25 protein-coding genes and 3 pseudogenes are annotated in these 18768 nt (G+C 45.9%); 20 read left to right on the plus strand and 8 right to left on the minus strand.

Annotated elements, in window-relative coordinates; genetic code table 11:
• Positions 1-26: 26 nt before the first annotated feature.
• From SynBIOSE41_RS09450 to SynBIOSE41_RS09465, 3 genes are all read left to right on the plus strand, one after another.
• Complete coding sequence (locus SynBIOSE41_RS09450) at positions 27-185, plus strand: hypothetical protein (protein WP_186537622.1); 159 nt, start codon at positions 27-29, stop codon at positions 183-185.
• 516 nt (positions 186-701) lie between these two features.
• Entirely contained in the window at positions 702-1241 is a 540-nt protein-coding gene (locus SynBIOSE41_RS09455; RefSeq protein ID WP_186537623.1) for a PAP/fibrillin family protein, read from the plus strand.
• 1211 nt (positions 1242-2452) lie between these two features.
• Positions 2453-2641, plus strand: a complete 189-nt coding sequence (locus SynBIOSE41_RS09465; RefSeq protein ID WP_186537625.1) for a hypothetical protein — start codon at positions 2453-2455, stop codon at positions 2639-2641.
• 17 nt (positions 2642-2658) lie between these two features.
• Here SynBIOSE41_RS09465 and SynBIOSE41_RS09470 read toward each other — a convergent pair.
• A pseudogene (locus tag SynBIOSE41_RS09470) lies at positions 2659-2754 on the minus strand (DUF3104 domain-containing protein); the annotation flags it as partial.
• Between the two features lie 177 nt (positions 2755-2931).
• On the opposite strand from SynBIOSE41_RS09470, the gene SynBIOSE41_RS09475 reads away from it, so the two are divergent.
• From SynBIOSE41_RS09475 to SynBIOSE41_RS09495, 5 genes and pseudogenes are all read left to right on the plus strand, one after another.
• The gene (locus tag SynBIOSE41_RS09475; RefSeq protein ID WP_186537626.1) at positions 2932-3162 is read left to right on the plus strand and encodes a hypothetical protein; all 231 of its coding nucleotides are present in this window, start codon (positions 2932-2934) and stop codon (positions 3160-3162) included.
• An 85-nt stretch (positions 3163-3247) separates the two neighbouring features.
• Positions 3248-3298: pseudogene (locus SynBIOSE41_RS18360) on the plus strand (hypothetical protein); the annotation flags it as partial.
• 382 nt (positions 3299-3680) lie between these two features.
• On the plus strand, positions 3681-3953 hold the full coding sequence (locus SynBIOSE41_RS09485; protein ID WP_186537627.1) for a Nif11-like leader peptide family natural product precursor: 273 nt from the start codon (positions 3681-3683) through the stop codon (positions 3951-3953).
• A gap of 174 nt (positions 3954-4127) precedes the next feature.
• Positions 4128-4382, plus strand: coding sequence for a Nif11-like leader peptide family natural product precursor (locus tag SynBIOSE41_RS09490; RefSeq protein WP_186537628.1), 255 nt, complete (start codon positions 4128-4130; stop codon positions 4380-4382).
• 179 nt (positions 4383-4561) lie between these two features.
• The gene (locus SynBIOSE41_RS09495) at positions 4562-4798 is read left to right on the plus strand and encodes a Nif11-like leader peptide family natural product precursor (RefSeq protein WP_186537629.1); all 237 of its coding nucleotides are present in this window, start codon (positions 4562-4564) and stop codon (positions 4796-4798) included.
• A gap of 57 nt (positions 4799-4855) precedes the next feature.
• Here the strand turns inward: SynBIOSE41_RS09495 and SynBIOSE41_RS17830 are convergent, their stop codons facing one another.
• Positions 4856-4993, minus strand: a complete 138-nt coding sequence (locus tag SynBIOSE41_RS17830) for a hypothetical protein (protein ID WP_222930529.1) — start codon at positions 4991-4993, stop codon at positions 4856-4858.
• A 491-nt stretch (positions 4994-5484) separates the two neighbouring features.
• Here SynBIOSE41_RS17830 and SynBIOSE41_RS09500 point away from each other — a divergent pair, with 491 nt between their 5' ends.
• The 5 genes from SynBIOSE41_RS09500 to SynBIOSE41_RS09520 all read left to right on the plus strand — a co-directional run bounded on the left by SynBIOSE41_RS09500 (position 5485) and on the right by SynBIOSE41_RS09520 (position 7620).
• Positions 5485-5733, plus strand: coding sequence for a Nif11-like leader peptide family natural product precursor (locus tag SynBIOSE41_RS09500; protein WP_186537630.1), 249 nt, complete (start codon positions 5485-5487; stop codon positions 5731-5733).
• A gap of 261 nt (positions 5734-5994) precedes the next feature.
• Positions 5995-6234 carry a Nif11-like leader peptide family natural product precursor gene (locus SynBIOSE41_RS09505; protein WP_186537631.1) on the plus strand — a complete coding sequence of 80 codons (240 nt, stop codon included), beginning with the start codon at positions 5995-5997 and terminating at the stop codon, positions 6232-6234.
• 241 nt (positions 6235-6475) lie between these two features.
• Positions 6476-6715 carry a Nif11-like leader peptide family natural product precursor gene (locus tag SynBIOSE41_RS09510; protein WP_186537632.1) on the plus strand — a complete coding sequence of 80 codons (240 nt, stop codon included), beginning with the start codon at positions 6476-6478 and terminating at the stop codon, positions 6713-6715.
• A 217-nt stretch (positions 6716-6932) separates the two neighbouring features.
• Positions 6933-7148 carry a Nif11-like leader peptide family RiPP precursor gene (locus SynBIOSE41_RS09515; RefSeq protein WP_255475694.1) on the plus strand — a complete coding sequence of 72 codons (216 nt, stop codon included), beginning with the start codon at positions 6933-6935 and terminating at the stop codon, positions 7146-7148.
• 238 nt (positions 7149-7386) lie between these two features.
• Complete coding sequence (locus SynBIOSE41_RS09520) at positions 7387-7620, plus strand: Nif11-like leader peptide family RiPP precursor (protein ID WP_186537634.1); 234 nt, start codon at positions 7387-7389, stop codon at positions 7618-7620.
• Positions 7621-8444: 824 nt separating this feature from the next.
• Here the strand turns inward: SynBIOSE41_RS09520 and SynBIOSE41_RS09525 are convergent.
• A complete protein-coding gene (locus SynBIOSE41_RS09525; protein WP_186537635.1) occupies positions 8445-8708 on the minus strand; it encodes a Nif11-like leader peptide family natural product precursor in 264 nt (87 codons plus the stop codon).
• A gap of 856 nt (positions 8709-9564) precedes the next feature.
• Here SynBIOSE41_RS09525 and SynBIOSE41_RS09530 point away from each other — a divergent pair.
• Positions 9565-10122: a hypothetical protein gene (locus SynBIOSE41_RS09530; RefSeq protein ID WP_186537636.1), complete on the plus strand. Its 558-nt coding sequence runs from the start codon at positions 9565-9567 to the stop codon at positions 10120-10122.
• A 680-nt stretch (positions 10123-10802) separates the two neighbouring features.
• Complete coding sequence (locus SynBIOSE41_RS09535) at positions 10803-11078, plus strand: Nif11-like leader peptide family natural product precursor (RefSeq protein WP_186537637.1); 276 nt, start codon at positions 10803-10805, stop codon at positions 11076-11078.
• A gap of 162 nt (positions 11079-11240) precedes the next feature.
• On the opposite strand, the gene SynBIOSE41_RS09540 is transcribed toward SynBIOSE41_RS09535, so the two are convergent.
• The 3 genes from SynBIOSE41_RS09540 to SynBIOSE41_RS09550 form a co-directional block, all read right to left on the minus strand.
• Complete coding sequence (locus tag SynBIOSE41_RS09540; RefSeq protein WP_186537638.1) at positions 11241-11615, minus strand: hypothetical protein; 375 nt, start codon at positions 11613-11615, stop codon at positions 11241-11243.
• Positions 11616-11807: 192 nt separating this feature from the next.
• Positions 11808-12056 (minus strand): hypothetical protein, encoded by a 249-nt coding sequence (locus tag SynBIOSE41_RS09545; protein ID WP_186537639.1) that lies wholly within the window; start codon positions 12054-12056, stop codon positions 11808-11810.
• 30 nt (positions 12057-12086) lie between these two features.
• Positions 12087-12350 (minus strand): hypothetical protein, encoded by a 264-nt coding sequence (locus tag SynBIOSE41_RS09550; RefSeq protein WP_186537640.1) that lies wholly within the window; start codon positions 12348-12350, stop codon positions 12087-12089.
• Positions 12351-12648: 298 nt separating this feature from the next.
• Between SynBIOSE41_RS09550 and SynBIOSE41_RS18365 the strand changes: the two are divergent.
• Positions 12649-12777: pseudogene (locus tag SynBIOSE41_RS18365) on the plus strand (hypothetical protein); the annotation flags it as partial.
• 696 nt (positions 12778-13473) lie between these two features.
• Here the strand turns inward: SynBIOSE41_RS18365 and SynBIOSE41_RS09560 are convergent.
• Positions 13474-13917 (minus strand): hypothetical protein, encoded by a 444-nt coding sequence (locus tag SynBIOSE41_RS09560; protein WP_066905538.1) that lies wholly within the window; start codon positions 13915-13917, stop codon positions 13474-13476.
• A 217-nt stretch (positions 13918-14134) separates the two neighbouring features.
• Here SynBIOSE41_RS09560 and SynBIOSE41_RS09565 point away from each other — a divergent pair, with 217 nt between their 5' ends.
• Positions 14135-14590, plus strand: a complete 456-nt coding sequence (locus SynBIOSE41_RS09565) for an NUDIX domain-containing protein (protein ID WP_255475695.1) — start codon at positions 14135-14137, stop codon at positions 14588-14590.
• Here SynBIOSE41_RS09565 and SynBIOSE41_RS09570 read toward each other — a convergent pair.
• The gene (locus SynBIOSE41_RS09570) at positions 14578-14811 is read right to left on the minus strand and encodes a transcriptional regulator (protein WP_186537642.1); all 234 of its coding nucleotides are present in this window, start codon (positions 14809-14811) and stop codon (positions 14578-14580) included. The genes SynBIOSE41_RS09565 and SynBIOSE41_RS09570 overlap by 13 nt on opposite strands.
• Before the next feature lie 156 nt (positions 14812-14967).
• Between SynBIOSE41_RS09570 and SynBIOSE41_RS09575 the strand changes: the two genes are divergently transcribed.
• The 3 genes from SynBIOSE41_RS09575 to SynBIOSE41_RS09585 all read left to right on the plus strand — a co-directional run bounded on the left by SynBIOSE41_RS09575 (position 14968) and on the right by SynBIOSE41_RS09585 (position 18763).
• A complete protein-coding gene (locus tag SynBIOSE41_RS09575) occupies positions 14968-16587 on the plus strand; it encodes a hypothetical protein (RefSeq protein ID WP_186537643.1) in 1620 nt (539 codons plus the stop codon).
• A gap of 71 nt (positions 16588-16658) precedes the next feature.
• Positions 16659-16829: a hypothetical protein gene (locus SynBIOSE41_RS09580; RefSeq protein WP_186537644.1), complete on the plus strand. Its 171-nt coding sequence runs from the start codon at positions 16659-16661 to the stop codon at positions 16827-16829.
• Positions 16829-18763, plus strand: coding sequence for a hypothetical protein (locus SynBIOSE41_RS09585; RefSeq protein WP_186537645.1), 1935 nt, complete (start codon positions 16829-16831; stop codon positions 18761-18763). The genes SynBIOSE41_RS09580 and SynBIOSE41_RS09585 overlap by 1 nt, the downstream gene beginning before the upstream one ends.
• Positions 18764-18768: the final 5 nt, after the last annotated feature.

An 18768-nucleotide genomic window follows, 5' to 3' on the forward strand; every position in this document is an offset into this window, starting at 1 on the left:
TAATCCCATATTCTAAGAAGTCAAGGATGGAGCCAAGTGCTCAATTGAGTTATGGAGATGTGTCTTATCGTCAATACAGATCAGTGGGGGCAAAAGCAATTCTTGTGCTTGAAGGAAAGAGGCTAGACAGCAAAATCATGGAAGTCAAAATAGCTGAAAAAATTAAAGAACTGCCGCTCCCTTGAATCGTTGCTATATTAAAAAAAGATATATTTTTTAAACATGAAAATTGTGTTTGGAGTACTAGCGAGTCTTGTTCTTATTGGCATCGCCACTTCCAGCAATGCCGGATCAGTAACAGGAACAGGATTCGACAAATCAGCAATCATTGATGACCTCAAAACGAATGTGCCACAAGGCTCGGAGATCACAGAAACAAACTGTGAAACAGTCGGCGTACCTTCAGGTGGCGACAATAAATATCGCTGTACTCTTGTGTGGGAATAATTACTCTGAACAATGGATACCCAATGAAAGTGAATTCAAGTCTATAGCTCTGAAGATATTTAAATCAATAGCTATATGCAGGAAGTAGAAACTCCTGACAAATCTTAAAGCTGTAGATAGAGATCAAATAAACCTCTAATTTATTGCAAAATCAAATCCATTAATGCCTTCAAGTTTATCAGTTTTAACGACGTTACAAAGCAAACAATTCCTGGCATAGATAGAATTGCTGGTCAACACACCCCTTTTCAAGCATGGATACATTGATTCGCCTGTTAAGAGAACAGCCGAGGAATGACAGGATTCCCGAGCTCGTTATGACAGCAGAGAAACGGTCCAACGTTGATCTAAGCCAGACTGAGAATCTGCTGATGGGTGTCTGGGAACTTCGATGGAGCAGCGCAAAACAACCATGGCTGAAACAAGCAAACTGGCTTGAGAATATCCAGGTTCTAGATCCAGCAAATGCTCGAGGCATGAATCTGCTGCGTCTTGCCGGACCGTTGGGAGCGGTAGCTGCAGTAACCGTCGAAGCAGAGCTCACTACTGATAAAACAAATCGAATCGGCGTGAGATTTCGCAAAGGTGGGTGGAGAGGCCCTGGGTTGCCAGGTGGACGACGACTCGAATTGCTCAAGAGCGTAAACCAATCGTTTCCTGCATGGCTTGATATCACGACACTTTCAAATGATCTAAGAATCTGCCGAGGCAATGCTGGAACGACATTCGCCCTTCTCAAACGGCATGACATGTCAGTCTCTGACTTCTTTCATCCATCCACAAACCAGCAGTGAGAGATTTTTTGTATGGAATGTTCCAGAAGTACGTTCCACAAATTTCTATAATCAAGCTCAAACAACCAGTTGTCACCGACAGATCGCCTGACCAGAACATCTAGAACATCAGAGTGTTTATGTCAGATGATCATGCAACCGAAAATGCAGCAAGGACGCTCGGTTTTGATCAAACTTTTTAAGAGGTGTATGCAGATCAACTCTTCTGTCAGTGCCCATAGAGAACTCGCGTGGAAGCCAAGCAATCCATCAGCCAGCCGAAGTGTCACTGTTAGGATTAGTGCAGGACTAGGGGAAACCAGGATCCTTGCTGGATGAGCGGAAGGTATGAAACTCCATCAACGCTTGAAGGGGACAGATTGAGGAAGGCAATTGGGTTTCAGACCGACTTACTGAGTGCCAGGTGGTCTTCTCCGCTGCAGCAGACATGGATATCAGTCCAGTCATGCCAGACGATGCCAAATAGGCAAAACTAGTCCCTGCTGGCACGAAAAAAGGATGGACGGGATGGTGAAGATTCTGCAAATAGGAACGCTTGCAGTGCTTGCCCTGGTGACTGTTGTTGTGTTGGGAGTCGATCAAGGCAGACAGCCAAACAGCGATCGACCAGCCGAAAGCAAAGGACAACTGGAACGGTTAAGGCAGGAGCATCTTGACGATGCGGTGCCACTAAAAAAATGACCGAAGGTGATGTGTACCCAACAAAAGATCCGGATGTCTTCCGGGACCCAAGGTGCAAGACGTTTCACTGTGGAAGCTGATACCTACTGACACGAGAAGCTTCTCCTACTGGGTAGATGCTGGAGAGGTTGGTGACCGAAGAGCAAGACAAGAAGAAAGCCAATGAAAAGGATCAGCGCAAAACAAGAGATAACTGAGGTCAATTTAAGGAGTGTATCTTGTGGAATAATTAAACATCAACTATGTCTTCATAAGCTGCGCGTAGTGGTGACGTTTTCTCATAACTAAACTAGTAAAGATATTGATCTATCACTAAAAAAAAGCAAGGAATCCATGAAAGACACAAAGGTGTAAACATGAAAGTTGTTACACCGAGCGAATAGCATCACACCCATCAGACGGTCGACAGTTGAGCCAGCTCCAAGACTGGAGTTGGCTCATTTGTTGTCGGCACTGTCATCCGCTATACACACGACAGGCAACATGCACCTGACGACACACCGAAAGCTGCAAGAAGTCGCTGATCAGGAATGGTTCGTGACGACGAGGATGCTGGCGAAAGCGCTGAAACCGTCAATTCATCTCTGCATGCCTGGAGTTCAGCAACGAAGCTCCTGGAGTTCTCTATTGAACGGACTGGAGAACGGGGCATGTTCCATATGGTGAGGCTTCAGTGCCCCGTGACCAACCTCACAGAACTGCCTCCAGGAGGGATGTGAGGTTGGTCACACCGCCCTTAGATCGCAGGAAGGATGTGAGTCACCAGATCAGCGTTGACCCAGCGGATCACGCCAGAATCCACATCAGCGATCTGGAACAGGTTGTGCATGGAGCGGTGGTGAGGAACCGCTGCAACATGCGCTGCCTGTTAGAGGTGGGCTCCCTCAAGATCCCCCAAAAGCCCCTTGACCACATCACCTGATCGGGTGATTCCGAAAGCCTTTCTGAACTCGCTTGACCACACCTCTCACCCTGTCTTAGTACGTCTGCACTACAGCAGAGAGGAGCGATGGAGGAGTGGGACTTTGTGGACGAGAAAGAGCTGCAGAACTGGAAAGGAGCCCGGATTTGCCTGACTTGCCAGCACTTCGCCTATGGAGTGGATGGCCACTGCCGAACGATGGTGGCCTGCAATCTCAGGCAACAGCAGCTCCAGCAGGGCGATCACCTGATCAAGCGTTGCCGCCACTGGACTCCCACCTGGCAAGACCAGGCCGGATGGTGCCCGGAGTTCGGGTGACGCTGCAGCTGGCCATGGCTAAGCCTTCTGTACTGGCCAGCCACCCAAGTCAGAAGAGCAACTCAAAGCTTTTCTAGAAAAGGTCAAAGCTGACACCAGCCTTCAGGAAAAGCTCAAAGCAGCTGCTGATGTTTAAGCAGCTCTTGCGATTGCAAAGAGGCGGGATTTATGATTTCTGCCGTCGACTTGGATAACACTAAATCGGAGATTTAAGAAGAAAAGCTTAAAGGCGTTTCTGGTGGTAGCGCAGACAGTTTCTGGAAAAATACAAACACGGTATTAAAAGATTGTGGGACTGGTTTCGGCTGGCTGGATTAGTCCTGGAGACTAAGATTACCTCTACTGCCCTGAAGCCTACTCATCAAAGTCCCTGCAAACGCAGGGGCTTTTTAATGCTTCAATCACTCCAAAAAGACCAACAATCAGCCCCCGATACCTGGCACGATTAAGTGCAGTATATATTATCAAAAGCCTCTTCAGCAGACCGTTGCTATGACTACTGAACAGACCTGCTACCCATGTCAGAAGAACAACTCAAAGCGTTTCTCGAAAAACTCAAAGAAGATACCAGGCTTCAGGAGAAACTCAATGCTGCCACCACTCCAGAAGAGGCGATCACCATTGCTAAAGATGTAGGATTTTCTATTTCTGCAGAGGATATTCAGACATATGGAGACATGACGGACGCTGAACTGGAAGGTGCGGCTGGAGGGGATTACTGTACGGTGGAAGCTGCTACTGTCTGTTATACGCGGGAGCCTGGCTGTGATACATCTGGCTATGGATGCTGATATAGTTGTACTTTCAATCCAGCAAAGCCCGTGCATTAACACGGGTGATCATTGCTTGAATATCCTGACTAATCCCGCAAATTAACCTCAATAACTAGCACCATTGATCGCAGTAATTATTGGTTAAACACACTGCGAGATATTTGCTATAACTATTAAAGACTCCCAGCAGCCATGTCAGAAGAGCAACTCAAAGCCTTCCTTGAAAAAGTCAAAGGCGACACCAGTCTTCAGGAAAGGCTCAAAGCCGCCGTTGATTCAGATGCAGTTCTTGCAATTGCGAAAGAGGCTGGGTTTAGTATTTCTGCCGACGATTTGAAGAGCACTCAATCGATGACAGAAGGGGAACTGGAAGGTATGGCTGGGGGCGGATATACTGCAGGCGGGTATATAGATTGTACTGAGAAGGGCTGCTGCTTGACACAGTAAGAAGAGTTGTACTCATTATCCCCCAAAGATCCTGCATCGATAGGGATTTTTGATTTCTTCAATAGCCTGACTAACCACATAAATAGGCCTTTAATCCCTGACACGATTGAGCGCTGTACGTATTAGCTGAAGACAATGCGAAATAGCTTTGCTATGAATGCAGAACCAACCTCATACACATGTCAGAAGAGCAACTCAAAGCTTTCCTAGAAAAAGTGAAAGCTGACATCACCCTTCAGGAGAAGCTCAAGGCAGCTGCTGATGTTGAAGCAGCTCTTGCAATTGCGAAAGAGTCTGGTTTTTTAATTTCTGCTGATGACGTTCGGAATTCACTTTTAGATGATGAGCTGGAAAGGGCGGCTGGAGGTAACAGCACATACTTATGTACATGGCGCGGCTGTTGGGGTGTGGAGTAACTCATTCTGGGAACATATGTGTTTCCCATTTACCAATCGAGTTGGACGACTAGTAACTCATTCAACTGAACGAAGGGGACTTGTTTTATAGAGAAGTTTACTCATAAGAGCCCCTGCCGCAGCTGAGGTTTTTACTTCTTCAATCTCGCCAATAAGCTCATAAATCAGCCCCCGATACATGGCACGATTGATCACAGGTGGAGAGAGATCAAGCGAATAGACACCCTACTTACCTATGTAGTGAAAAGATCTGAACAATTCACCAGAAGCTCACCACGACCTCTTGGGTTCTGAACCAGAGCTGGACAGTGGGCTTCACCAGAAGAGATGTGATCATGAAGGAGTCGAGGGGCAACTCACCAAAACAATTCAAACACTTATCAGTTTTAAAACAATGACTACTTCAATCTTCAATGCTTCGTTGCACATCAAGGAAGCTGTTCCAACATACACCCCGGCCGAGTCTCAACCGCTCGTTGATCAAGAGTTGGAAGCTACTGCTGGGGGAAGGTACCTCGGCAATCTGGATCGACCGCTCGATCGCTGTCTCTCACCTCTGGAAAGATGGTTGTAAAAACTGAACGCAGGCCTCTCATTGAGTGAGACCAAGTACGCGCCGCCAAGTGCGGGTTTTTTAATTGCCAACAGCCGACCGCTGCTATGACTGCTGAACAGACCTGCCACCCATGTCAGAAGAGCAACTCAAAGCCTTTCTAGAAAAGGTCAAAGCTGACACCAGCCTTCAGGAAAAGCTCAAAGCAGCTGCTGATGCTGATGCAGTAGTTGCGATTGCGAAAGAGGCGGGATTCAGTATTTCTACTGATGATTTCGAAACTCAATCAGAACTTTCAGACGGTGAACTTGAAAAAGTGGCTGGCAGTGGGTTTACACAACAAAAGACCTGTACGAGTATTCTTCTTGACAATTGCAAGTGATTACAACCAAACAGGATGCACATCGATACCTTGACAAGACATCTGAAACAAATCCTATTTGGGCATACTTTTACGTGCAATAAAATAATCTAATCAAAAATCAGAAGACATAACCATGAAACAGTAACATTCTTCATGCTTTAAATACACTCTCGATGATCGATGAATTTTCCCTCAACAATTGACTCGACTGGTCCAATAGCCTTCAGTTGAAGACACTTCAAAGCATCATTGCTATAAAGACTAAATGATCTAGTAGCTATGTCCGAGGAACAGCTCAAAGCTTTCCTAGATAAGGTCAAAGGCGACACCAGCCTTCAGGAGAAGCTCAAAGCAGCTGCTGATTCTGATGCAGCTCTTGAGATTGCAAGAGAGGCTGGGTTTATGATTTCTGCTGATGACATTCAGACCGAGATGTCAGAAGAGGAGCTGGAAGGATTGGCTGGAGGCAAGCAGTGTTGTCTATTATCAGCAGTGGTCTACGATTCTCATTATGCATAAGTTGGTAGCAATATATTGTGCACAATCCTAGAGGGACAGGGAGATTTACACGATGAGTAGACAAGGTTGAGTCAGTCTCTCATTATCGGCAAAAACTGTTATTTGAGGATTTTTACTTGCATCAGTTACACCCATAAGTCCGTCAATCAGCCTCCAAGACCTGGCATATATGAGCACATTAATTGTTAACCAAAGACATTTCAGCAAACCTTTGCTATAACAGTGAAAAATCCTGCCACTCATGTCAGCAGAACAACTCAAAGCTTTCCTTGAAAAAGTCAAAGACAATGCAATTCTTCAAAAGCAGATCGAGGATGCTGAAAATAGCGAAACCGTTGTCTCAATTGCCAAGGAAGAGGGATTTATAATTTCTGCGGATGATTTAAAGAAAATTCAATCGGAGGTTTCAGATAAAGAACTGGAAGGAGCGGCTGGTGGATGTGCATGTTTCAAGAAAACCGAGATTTGGTTTAGTCGATAACGATAAAGCCCAACAGAGTAATCTAAGGGAAAATTGACTCAAATAACCTTTTATTGTGGAATCACTGGCGATCAAAAGCTAGTATAAAATTTTGTTATTCCTGGGGCATTAGAGGTTAATAACATTCTCAAAGCTAAAGTAGACAACGGTTACTATGAAGAGATAACAAAAGCGGCAAACCTACCAAACTGACAACTAAATGCATTGATTGAAAAAAGTGAAACGAAACAAGGATCTTCAAGACAAGATCAAATCAGCAGCTGATGCTGATGCAGTAAGGGCCATTGCGAAAGAAAGTGGATTGACAATGGCTGATAACGATCTGAGAATTACTCAATCAAAATCATCAGACGAAGAGCTTGAGGGAACTGCTGAAGTCATAGATGACAGAACCTGGAATGGAAAAATAATGTTGAAGGGGTGGTATATATGAGTGTTGTGATGAGGTGGTGCAGATGAACAACTAAGATCGATGCTGTTTAATCTAAGAACTCGTGAGAAACTTTTGCCGATAATCATCAACACAACCTGCAGATATAAAAGTCAACTCGACAAACCATCCAGTCAACCATAAATCTAGAATCAATCACTATCAGAATTATGCGCAAAACTCATCCGGTCTAGACATCGCAAAAGACTATTGCTATAAATAATATAGAAATGTACTTTCCATGCCAGAAGAGCAACTTAAAACGTTCCTAGAGAAGATCAAAGAAAACAAAAGTCTTCTGGAGAGGCTAAAAGCAGCTGAATCCTCTGATGAAATAAAAGCGATTGCAAGGGAATATGGTCACGAGATCGGAAATGACCAAGTCGAAATGCTCAGCGGACAACAGCTGGAAAGTCTTTCCGGATCAGGTGGAACTTGCGCAATTGGACCTAATACACTCGCGTGCACAGAATAATTGGCTGATAAAAACTATCAGACTATGCAGCGTTCAGACTATCAAAGATATAAATCAAGCATGAATATCAGATCGTTAAACATAAGCCTTAAAAGTCACAGGCACATAATTATAAATCCACGACAAGTGTCTTATTGTACATAATTCAGCCGCTACATCCTCTTCAACATGCAATTTCGGACGGAATTTCGCAAGCTATGTATTAGCACTGACAAACAGGAAGAGGGGCGCTGCTAAAACTGCTATAAAAATCAATATCCAATCAAAGGACCAACTAAAAGCTTTCTTGGGAACGCCTGAGATAACAGTAGCCTTCAATGAAAGCTCAGAGCCGCTATCGATACCAGTTAATTTCTAGAATAATCCAAAAATTAAACCCTACATCTTTAGTGAATGACCTCAGGAAGCCGATAACAGAGCTGGCAAAAAAACTTTAAGACATGTCTGAAGGATGCCCCTGTGAATCCTGCGTTTCAGATTTAAACCGTCAATTGACAAATCATAAATCGAAGAATCATGAAACAGTCTTATCTAGTGCGCTCTGAATCACTCTAATTTAAGAGCCACTGAAACCATCACGATGAAAAGTGAGAACAATCCGAGACATACCTATAAAATGTACAAATTTATAGCTATATTCTGAGGCAAATATAGCAACTTACTTGATTCCACACCTCCGGTCAATCTCCAACTTAATTCAAAAGTAAAATGCATGAAACAATGCCAAACCATCTTCAGGCTGACAAGGTTTATATAATCAATTGAGAACCAGAAGAATCAATCGAGATTGATTAGTAGAGCCTCAATCAATGGATTTATATGTACTATTTTTTGGGGCAGTGTTGGCCAGCTGTCTCTAAACAACAGTGCTTGCCAATGGTATTGGTGTGATCTAAACCACCAGCTAAGCCTTCCAGCTCTTGCTCCGTTAACTCTGCTTCTTCGAGATTACCAGCAGTAATGCTGAAACCTGCTTGTGCAGCAAGAGCAACAACCGCATTTCTATCAGCTGCCGCTTTAAGCTTCTCCTGAAGACCCTTGTCAACACTGACTTTTGCTAAAAAAGCTTTGAGTTGTTCTAGAGACATGAGGGGATAGTCGTTACAACAGTCTTAGCAACGAACTGATCAAGGTGTACGCCAAGTTGATGGCAACAAAAATCGCAGCCTAGTGAGGGATTGATGTGACTCTTCAGCAAACATTAACCTAATTGGTTCTCAAGCCTCTGATAGAGACCACAATGGGGTGCTCACGCAACAAAAGTCCTCGTCAGCCCGTCAACCAAAGCTGCATCTAATCAATCACCCATAAGAGACTTTTCACTGATGGATACTGCTGGATCGACATCAAATACGCTAATTGATAGAGGTACTGCGCCAATTTCTGTATCGGCATTGAACTCTATTTTACTGCCTGAGTATTCGACTGCCCATCAATCATAAAGGCACAGTCGGATTCTACAGACTCATTCGAGTACTTCGGTCTAATAACGAAGGAAATTGAACGAATTAGCATCAGATTGCGATTAAAAGGATCAAAATACTTGTCACTGAGTCCATAATCCTGGAATATCTTGAGACAGTCTGAACTTTCACCATCATCGATCACAGTTCATCAGCTAATCAGTGAATCCTCAAGTCCGATAAATATTCCAGCAAATCGGATAATGACCTAGGTCCTTCTCTCCAGCTGGAAACCGCTCGTAACTAAGCGACTTATACCGACAAACAAGCAATTTCCCCTAGATCACGAAACAAGGTGAAAAGCATGATTGCAGCCGAAACATTGAATAGATATCTTTGCAACAACAGAATTAAATTTGCGCATATGCACAAACCCAGCGCAGTAGGATTCATCGATAAAAATTGTTGCATTGTTAAAACCATTATTAAGAACTAAAAACTCCGCTCAAGCAATTGATAATTGGTGCATAAAGTTGATTTCATGGAACAACAAATTCTGAATTACGACACGAGCAAATACCAGTTTCAGGAATGGGCATGTAAAGTTCTAGGCGTTTCAAACCTGGAAGATGTACATGCATCAAACAGAGTTAAACTGTTAAACAAAAGCCCCACATCAAATCAATTGACTGATTCTTTCAATGAAATCGTTGAGAATTATCGTTTATTTGTATCCGATATTATTATAGGGCAGCTAGGAAGTATTGACTCATACCAGAGTCCACCATCCTTTCGCTTTCACTACTGCGGCAGAGGAAGTAGTGTTTTTCATAAAGATCGAGACTTTGGGGTTGAAGACGGAAGAATGAACGTTTGGGTTCCTCTGACAAAGGTATGGGGAAGCAATAGTCTCTGGGTTGAAAGCGACGTTGATGTCAAGGATTTCAAGCCACTAACATTGAGCCCGGGGCAGGCTTTAATCTTTGATGGTGTGAATCGTGGCCATGGATCAAAGATCAACACTACAAATCAGAGTCGTATAAGTTTTGACTTTCGGTTCATGCCAGGACCAGGTCCAGCCGTCCCTACCTCGTATTGACTAAAAGTGAAAGAGACGGTGGCTCGAGCAAGCAATCTAAGTTCGCAATCGATTGATCTGAGGTGGGAAATAATATAAGAATTTCTCTAAGTCCCATATGTAAATAAGGGATTTTATTGAGTTCCACCTGATTTTTCCTCTGCCTGCTTGATACCACGTCTGTAGAGTCTCAGAGCCATTCAAGAATTCTTTCTGAATGAGGTTGACATGCTTTCAACCAGGCTGGCTTTAATCATAGAAGAATATACGCATCGACTTTGATATTTATCAAAGCAAAGACAGGAAACATCTAGTTTCCCATCAAATAACAGTAATGATTGGATTAAGCATTCTCATGAATGCTGATATGACTAATAGAACTCTAGCTCAAATGGTACCAGCATCAAATTAAAATAAAGAGATGGCCCCAATGGTTTGCATTTGGCATACGCGGATCGACAAAGTTGAAACTCCGCAACGAATGCGACAGCTGGGGCAGAATCAATCAACATATGAAGTAAATAAGCGCGCGCTCACTTGACCAACAGCGAACTTTTGCTTCTCTGCAGACCATATTCTCAGACCCGCCACCGGTACGAACAACTGGGGTCGACAACAAGGCCTCATCGTTAGCTCTGGGCAACCTCAGATCAAATCGAAGCGGCGTTGGCAACGAGGCCCCTGGGCACAAACGATTGGTCGTGTCATTTGCTTCGCCAGGAGCATTCATTTTCGGACTGGTGAGTTCCAATGCAAGAAGAACAACTAAAAAATTCCTAGCCCATATCAAAGGCAACAAAAATCTTCAAAAAGAACTGAACAGCGAGAGGAATGCACAACCTTTTTTAGATAGCGCCAGAATGAGTAGCTATGAGCTTTCAGTGGATGGAATCACTGAACTCGGCGCTGAGGAACTGAAAATCGTTGCTGGTGTAGGCAATGGTGGTGCCTGTACGGAAGAGGTCACTAAATTATGACTGCGGCCACTCATCCACACGAATGCCTGTATTGAGCATCTGAATTTGATATCAATGCCATTTCAGCATGTGATTCAGCTCTCAATCAACTATCAAATTATCATCGCATCCAACTTCCAAAAAAACCTTGCTGCGAGACTCTCTTCATGGAGTAACCAGCGTTTAAAATGTAAATTTGCAATGATTACCTGAAAAAATCTTATTAAAATTTTCCATTTCCAATCTATAGCCTTTTATGAATTGATCAAATTGATATAGATTCTGATTTTCAAACCAAAGTTGATATTTGGCTAAGATTTCGTCTCCATCAATTTTAGAGAGATTGCCTTTCAGCGCTTCATAACACATATAGTTTGCCACTCCCGCACCATATCCCAAAGAAAAACTGCTGATTCTGTCAGCGCTATCTTCAACAAAGCTTTTTGATAGTGGGGGGACAACCTGTGCAGTTGCTACTGACGTGGTGAAAATTGAAGCCGTTAGGGCAACTACAATAGGTTCAGCCTTCATAAGGCCTGTAAGTTGTTCAGGAAGCATTAGCAGAAACGTAATGGATCAGTCTTAGCGCGAAGTACAAGCGAAAACAGTATTAACCCGATTTGCGTTGAATGTCTCTGGCTAGCAACGAATACCGGCAGTAGTAACTCACTAATATTGATCGGTACATAATCAGCCAGCTTTGATTATTGCTGACCAATGAATTGGCATAACATCATCAGCCCAACGAGATTAATCCTCTAAATATACTTTCACCCTAAGCTTAAAAACTCGCTTGTATGGAAAAACAATCCAAAATCGCCACAGTCCCCATGCCAATAGCCAACCAAATCCACCTGCGATAAGGCCAACCAAAAAAGAATAACCGACCAAAAAATGGCCAGTATATTCCAAGTGAAATAAAGCAACAAGAAATGCTGAACAAACAGCCACTAAATAAGTTGGGATTTTGGAGTGAAGTTTACTACGTTGTTCAGACATGATGCTCTGTTTCTTTCCTGGTCATCGTCATCATCTTGGGTCAGTCGGTACAAGCTTCCATTCAGCCCCTTCAGGAATCTCGGGGCCAACATTGATGTCTGCGGGCTCTTCAAACACCACCCGCCAATCAGCTACACGGGAGGCGACGTAGTCACCTCTCTCGATGCGGATGCCTCCAAGGGTCGATGGAGCTCCATAAAAACCACTGATCCACTCGGATTCAACTCCTAAGCCTCCCCTAAACCAGACCCAACAACGACAGTTGGGCTGTGTGGTGGATTGCTTGGCTACCACGTGGAGTTCCCCATAAGCACGAAAGATAGGCGGCTGACGGCGGTCAAATCTGTTGCTTTCCAGTGGGTTCACTTGCCCGCCGACCCGCCGACTGCCAGAACGTTTGTACCGAGGGTGAAGCCATGGGTGGCAGACAAGTGACACCTACACACTCTCAGGGCTTGCAACGGCCCGCGCCTGACTTGCTGGCAGTCAGATCAGACCAGGAAACTTCGTGGTAGTCGGAACTTCTCAGCACAGTGCTGGGCTCTTCAACGATGACTGGTGAATGGGACCAATCATCTGATGTGAGAGCGAAGCCCTTAAACCCAGAGCCAAGTCTCTCTTGCAAGTGGCAAATGTTGACGGTGTCTCCTTGCACTGGGTCAACGCGATTGCAGTAACCCACGTTCTGCACGCACTCGATGGCGTTGGTGATGAACAGTGATTCGACCGCGTCTTATGGCTGAAAGCAAACGGTCATCACCACATTGGGACTTCATGCGCAAAAAAAGCAATGAGCGATTCGACTGATGCCAAAGCCCCCATCGCTGTTGGATAGTGATCAGATCAACGGGATTTGGAGGAGTTCAATGAGTAACGACGGTCCAACTGAGCACCAATTAGAAGCTGCCTGACTGGCCCGACAAGCCATACAGCCAGACGCTTCGACCCGCCCTACTCAGCCGTCTGAGTAATGGGTTTGAGCATCATTCAGAAAAGCCGTCTTCCTCTCACGGAGGGCGGCTTTTCTTGTGGGTATGCCTTGACACGGGGGATGGCGAGGCACCCATCAAAACCCAAAAAGCTGCTCATCATTCCAATAAAAAACGGATTGAGATGCACTGGTCATAACCAGAGTGGTATTTTTCTCAGCAAACATGATTCAAAATGTCGCTCAACATTGCGTTGACCGACTTCAGGCAGCTTGCTCATGAGCACATGAGTTAGCATCGCTGGCCTTACAAAAGACATATACAGTTTGCTTCTCTTTTGGTTTTGCCAAGCCAAAAATCAATTTCGATTTTACATGACCCAATCAATGCCCGATATGCTTTCATGATCAGACCAGGATAAAGCTTTAAATCAAAACAACTGTTGGCCAAAAATCAGTATCCAGAGAAAAGAGCTTTTGCAACAAGCATTACGCATCATCATCATCCTCATAATCACTAAATGAGATCAGATATTCATCATTGTCGTTCTTTTCAATCACCCATGCGAACACCCAACCGTTTCCTTCACCCGTGTAAACGGTTCCAGACCATGATTCATCTTCATCTTCGACTTCAAGAATATCGTCTTCAGAGATACGAGCAGCCTTGGGAAACAGCTTCATGAACACCATTCCGGCCAACATCGATGCCTGGTCATCGCTCATGTAACTCAACTCATCCTGCGAGAACTGCTTGCCATCGCCAGCAAAATCAGCCTCAAGCAGATTTCCCTTGAGAGGGATGTTCTTGGCGTGACCCAAGCCGACCTGAATTCGCGCTTCATGGTCCGGACATCTTTCAGCCAGTGCGATGCGCTCTTTGGAGTCCGAGGCGAGGCTCCTGATTTTGGCGACGAATTGTTCGAATTCCATGCTGTGAATGGTGGCTGAGCCGTGGTCACTTGTCATTGGCTGGACCCAACCGATTGTCGCAATGCTATGGCTGAAATGACTTGTCATCCCAAGCCAGATCAGAGCTGGCATTCAGCACGGAACGCAGTAGGTTTGACTCCGACAGACATTTTTAAGAAAGCTGTTATACCTCTGATGAATCTCGACACCTTCACATCACTCTCCAGACCTAGAACGAATGTCTCGGTCTCAACTGAAGAAAGCGATGACCGTTGAAGTCGCACTGGCAATGCTTCAGAAGGAAGACCGATGGCTACTGCAATTGCGTGATGAAGACCCAAAGATCGTTGCGCCTGGATGCTGGGGGTTGTTTGGTGGACATCTCGAGCCCGGAGAAAGCGCGCTCATCGCTATACGACGAGAACTCGACGAAGAGATCGGTTGGTGTCCGGATCAACTGAACTTCTGGTTCAGGCATCAGGATGAGCAGCGCATCGTCCACGTGTTCACAGGCAAGCTCAACGTGCCACTTCAACAGCTTCAACTGCTTGAAGGCCAGGACATGACTTTGGCCAGCCCCGAACAGATTCGCTGTGGTCGGCTCTGGAGCAGAAAATTGAATCAGGAGCGTCCTCTGGCATCAGCACTGTCCATGCTGGTCAACAAACTCGATGAAATCACTCAGGCGGACTGAAACAACAGCACGAGACCCAAAGCGACCAAAGCCAGCAGAATCCAGAACCAGAAACCACCGGATCTGATTCCGGACGTTCGGATTGGTCGTCCTCCACCGCTTGATCGTCGCACCTGTTGATCCGCCGGAACTCCACAGTGGGAACAAACCAGGCGGCCACCAAGCGATCGATCAGCGCGGAAGCTGGTGGAACCACAACGGGCACAACGACGATCAAACATCAACAGGAACTCGCGACAGGGCCAGAATCATCCGATGAATACAGCCTGTAGTGACCGTTGAATCAGCAGTCATAGTACAAATCTCAGCTGTATCAGTGGATTTCAGCAACAGAGAATGGCTAGAGTGGTCACTAACCGGTCACTACAACCCCGGAAATGCCACGCAAGACGCAGCTTTTGCCGTACCTCCAGGCTAGTGCTGGCCGAAACGTCACCTACGTCAGGCGAATACCCGCTGAATTGCAGGAATTCATGGACGGGCAGCGGTGGATACGCCGATCGCTGGGCATTAGGGCCACCGATTGCAAAGATCCAAACCTCATCAGCGCCTGGTCTGGGGTACATGCGGAGGTGGAAGAGCAGTTAGCCAAGGCAAGAGCCGCACAACAGCATGCATCGACCTCAGAGGGGCAGGAGACGGCCTTACGCCCGCGAGATGTGGCAGCAATTGCAGCTGAACCTTGGCTTCAGATCCGTAACGCCATGGAATCTGGGCAGATCAGCACGGATATCCAGGCAGCAATGGTGGAAAAAATCCCTGAGACCTTGGCTCAAAGAGTCCTTGAGCTGAGATCGGTGCTTGAGAAGATAAAGCGAGGGGAAGTCATCGATATGGATCAGTTACTGGATCGTGTGACTGCAATAGAAACCCTGACGCTCGAACCAATCCTCAAATCACTGGACATATCTCCTAGTGCTGCAGATATGCGGGCAATCGTTAGACAGATGTTGCGCTATGCACCAGATGCCAGAGCCGACATAACAAAACTACAAGAGGGAGACTTCAGTCCACCGTCATTGGCAGCGAAGGCTCCACCACTGCCCACGAAACAGCTGACATGGGACGAAATGATGGAGCAATACAAGATATCAACGGGTGGAATTACAGAAGAGGACGGTGTTGGCGTAAGCAAAACTCGTGTCGCTCAATACGAGCTAGCGATTCGAGAGATATGTCTGTCATCTGGAAAATTCTTTCCACTTGAAATTACAAGAGACGATGTCCGCAAGTTTGTCAATGAGTTGCAAACGAGCGACAGAGCAATTAGCACTCAACTAAAACGACTGGACTCACTAAGAAACTTATTCAATGTTGGCATCCAATCAGCGTTGGTTGATGAGAATCCCTTCCTTGGATTCAAGATTATGAAACCGAGAGGGGCAGAAACAAATACCTATCGCAGCTTTACAAGAGATGAGCTGAAAGCCATCAGGAAAGAGGTGCGATCACAGGAGAATCCAGACAGAAACTGGGTGATAGATGCCCTAATCTGTACTGGTGCTCGTGCTAATGAGATTGTCAAGCTAAGAACAGACGACATCAAACAGAGTGACAGCAGTGTCTGGTTCTTTGACTTTAAGCACGAGCCTCAAGCCCAGTATCCGACATCACTGAAGGGAGCACAGGCGAGCGAACGACGCACACCCCTCCATACATTCCTAATTCAGCAGGGATACCTGACTTATCTAAAACGAAAGCCCGAAGGATACGTAATTGAATTAAGTAAGGACACAACAGCATGGAGCAAGTGGTTCAAGGAGCGAGTACTAGAAAAGTTGGGCATATGGGAGAAGCACATCACTGGTCTGCACTCATTGAGGAACACAGCAATAGATATGTGGAGAGAAGAAGGCGTATCAGCAGAGGTGCGCAGAGCTTTGGTTGCTCACGCAGCAAAAGATGTACAAGACAGAGTCTATGGTGAGGGCGTGAAGAATATGCCTGATGTTTTGTTCGAAGAGCTAAAAACAGTAGACCTAAGTTGGCTGCCGTGATGCATTGCTAACTCTAATTAGTTAACAAAAATCTCAGCTAGAATAGAGATATTAATAGGGAAAGAATAGGGATGAAAGTTGTCAATCCACTGACCAAGCGTGATCAACTTATTGCAGCAAGAGCATCGACCGAAGACAGGCTGCGTGCTGATCAATTGATGTCACGTCTAAACCTCAGTTCACACGGTGCATTGGTGCGTCAGTTGTTGGCAGAGAAAGCAAATGAATTAGGTGTGAAGTGATGGACCCACAGCAGAGAGCAGCGAAAGAACAAGGCATCTTGGGTCAAATCAAGAGAGGACTATCCGAAGGATTCAGGGTGACACCAGAGGATCGGCGTGATCTTCTGTGGGAAATCCGTGATGCTGAAGGAAAGTCTGAACCTCCACGGGGAACACAGGTCTTTGGCACACAGCCTCTCTTCGATGCTGCACGTCAAGCAAAGACCGTTGACCCACAGCAGTTTGGCTGGCTGCCTGTTGATGCAATCAATAATGAGTCGTTCATCAGAAGAGCGAACGCTGGATTGAACTTCGGGCCATCACCAATGGATTTAATTGGTGAGCAAGTTACTGAAACAAACCTCCCCCGATACAAGGAGGCTCTGCACAATCAAGGCTTTGCTCGTAAGGCCGCATACCTTGGAGGTACTGTCGCATCGGACATAGTTAATGATGGTGCCAGGTCTATTTGGTGGTTGCTTAATGCACCTCAAGCTACGACTAACGTCATCAACGAACAGCTTGGAGCAACACTCAATCCAGACTTATTCGCTAACAGGGTTGTACCCCTTGAAGAAGCACAGAAGAAAGGGTGGGTTGCTTATGTTGAACCTCAGCTTGATCCCGAAGTATTCCAAGCGCGAGTCAAAAAGATTCGAGATGCCCGCTCAGGAGAAGTATTCAACGCAATGGCAGACAGCCAGTTGGATATGGACAACATTGAAGAAGCATTAGATGCTTTTGATCAAGGCGTAGAAACAGAGGCAAGAAGGGAACTACTAGAAGAAGCCAAGAAAGAGCCTGTCAATTACAAGCGGACACGTCCTGGCGTAAAGATCAGAAGCAACCGCATCTACAAACGGAGGTTCAATCCAAACCTGGTGACAGCTGCCACCTTGATTCCAGCGGGGGTTGCAATCAATAGTGGGATTGGATTGCTCGGCAGACAAGAAGGCTATGCAGTGACAGTGCCACAGGAGGACGATCCGTTCAGCACTGACAATGTCGTAGCTGAGGTGGCAGCTCGTTACCTCACAGGCCGTGAGGGTCGATTGCTTGAGGCTGAAGATTTCTTATTAGAAAGACCCGACGTTTCTTACGGTGAATACCAGAAGTACAAAGGCTATCTAAGAGACCGTGATGTGGATTTGAATCCATTTGATGACGGCAGGATCAACCTAGGCGGAATCCTTAAGACAAATCCAGATGGCATCAGAGGTGCAGAGGTCTCATTCATGGGCAAGACGCTGCCTGTCAACGACACACTGCTAGGAACTGGTGGCGCAATTCTTGGCGCTGCAGGTGGTGCAGCCCTTACCAACCTTGGATCAATTCGATTTAGAGGTGGGATGCGAGGGCGCAAGGGTCTCGGAAAGTTGGGTGCCTTTGTTCCTGAGGTGATGCCCCGTCAAAGTGATGGCACCAGAATTCAAGCCCATCCCAACAACAAGTTCATCAACAACATGCAAGCTGAGTTCGATAAGGACGATGGCTGGCAGCACAACGCACGTGTGTTGGGCACGGTGTTTGGTGGAGGAATGCTTGGCTTAACTGCAGGTGAAGTCACAGGCAACGCAATCGAAGACGAGCGACGTCGCCGTAACTTTGAAGAGCGCAACCCTGGCATTGACTATGAAACATACAGAGCAAATGCAAAGCAGTTGCTGAAAGATAAGTACGACCTGATGAAAGCTAATCCCAGTGCTGCAGAGGAAAGAGAGAAGTCACGCACAGGTTTCTCAAAGCGTAGTCAGCAGCAAGCATTGAACACCAAGGCACTACAACAGCAGACGTTGGTTGATCAAATTGTTGACCAAGACTTGAGGCAACAAGCAGACAAAGCAATGAGCACACAGCAGTGGGCACTTGGCAAGTCACAAGCTATCGACGAAGAGATTGGTCGGCGGCGTGCCCGCAAGCAGGAAGAGGAGCAGCCTATGACTATTCCCTTCTAATCATT

It is taken from the genome of Synechococcus sp. BIOS-E4-1 (genome assembly GCF_014279995.1).
In the GTDB taxonomy this organism is placed as follows: Bacteria; Cyanobacteriota; Cyanobacteriia; order PCC-6307; family Cyanobiaceae; genus Synechococcus_C.

Coding starts and splice junctions, on each gene's coding strand:
- SynBIOSE41_RS09455 (WP_186537623.1), top strand. CDS start 702: ATGGATACATTGATTCGCCTGTTAAGAGAACAGCCGAGGAATGACAGG.
- SynBIOSE41_RS09520 (WP_186537634.1), top strand. CDS start 7,387: ATGCCAGAAGAGCAACTTAAAACGTTCCTAGAGAAGATCAAAGAAAAC.
- SynBIOSE41_RS09545 (WP_186537639.1), bottom strand. CDS start 12,056: ATGTCTGAACAACGTAGTAAACTTCACTCCAAAATCCCAACTTATTTA.
- SynBIOSE41_RS09475 (WP_186537626.1), top strand. CDS start 2,932: ATGGAGGAGTGGGACTTTGTGGACGAGAAAGAGCTGCAGAACTGGAAA.
- SynBIOSE41_RS09525 (WP_186537635.1), bottom strand. CDS start 8,708: ATGTCTCTAGAACAACTCAAAGCTTTTTTAGCAAAAGTCAGTGTTGAC.
- SynBIOSE41_RS09575 (WP_186537643.1), top strand. CDS start 14,968: ATGCCACGCAAGACGCAGCTTTTGCCGTACCTCCAGGCTAGTGCTGGC.
- SynBIOSE41_RS09495 (WP_186537629.1), top strand. CDS start 4,562: ATGTCAGAAGAGCAACTCAAAGCTTTCCTAGAAAAAGTGAAAGCTGAC.
- SynBIOSE41_RS09490 (WP_186537628.1), top strand. CDS start 4,128: ATGTCAGAAGAGCAACTCAAAGCCTTCCTTGAAAAAGTCAAAGGCGAC.
- SynBIOSE41_RS09565 (WP_255475695.1), top strand. CDS start 14,135: ATGTCTCGGTCTCAACTGAAGAAAGCGATGACCGTTGAAGTCGCACTG.
- SynBIOSE41_RS09540 (WP_186537638.1), bottom strand. CDS start 11,615: ATGCTTCCTGAACAACTTACAGGCCTTATGAAGGCTGAACCTATTGTA.
- SynBIOSE41_RS09510 (WP_186537632.1), top strand. CDS start 6,476: ATGTCAGCAGAACAACTCAAAGCTTTCCTTGAAAAAGTCAAAGACAAT.
- SynBIOSE41_RS09485 (WP_186537627.1), top strand. CDS start 3,681: ATGTCAGAAGAACAACTCAAAGCGTTTCTCGAAAAACTCAAAGAAGAT.
- SynBIOSE41_RS09560 (WP_066905538.1), bottom strand. CDS start 13,917: ATGGAATTCGAACAATTCGTCGCCAAAATCAGGAGCCTCGCCTCGGAC.
- SynBIOSE41_RS09530 (WP_186537636.1), top strand. CDS start 9,565: ATGGAACAACAAATTCTGAATTACGACACGAGCAAATACCAGTTTCAG.
- SynBIOSE41_RS09505 (WP_186537631.1), top strand. CDS start 5,995: ATGTCCGAGGAACAGCTCAAAGCTTTCCTAGATAAGGTCAAAGGCGAC.
- SynBIOSE41_RS09570 (WP_186537642.1), bottom strand. CDS start 14,811: ATGTTTGATCGTCGTTGTGCCCGTTGTGGTTCCACCAGCTTCCGCGCT.
- SynBIOSE41_RS09585 (WP_186537645.1), top strand. CDS start 16,829: ATGGACCCACAGCAGAGAGCAGCGAAAGAACAAGGCATCTTGGGTCAA.
- SynBIOSE41_RS09500 (WP_186537630.1), top strand. CDS start 5,485: ATGTCAGAAGAGCAACTCAAAGCCTTTCTAGAAAAGGTCAAAGCTGAC.
- SynBIOSE41_RS09465 (WP_186537625.1), top strand. CDS start 2,453: ATGGTTCGTGACGACGAGGATGCTGGCGAAAGCGCTGAAACCGTCAAT.
- SynBIOSE41_RS09450 (WP_186537622.1), top strand. CDS start 27: ATGGAGCCAAGTGCTCAATTGAGTTATGGAGATGTGTCTTATCGTCAA.
- SynBIOSE41_RS09580 (WP_186537644.1), top strand. CDS start 16,659: ATGAAAGTTGTCAATCCACTGACCAAGCGTGATCAACTTATTGCAGCA.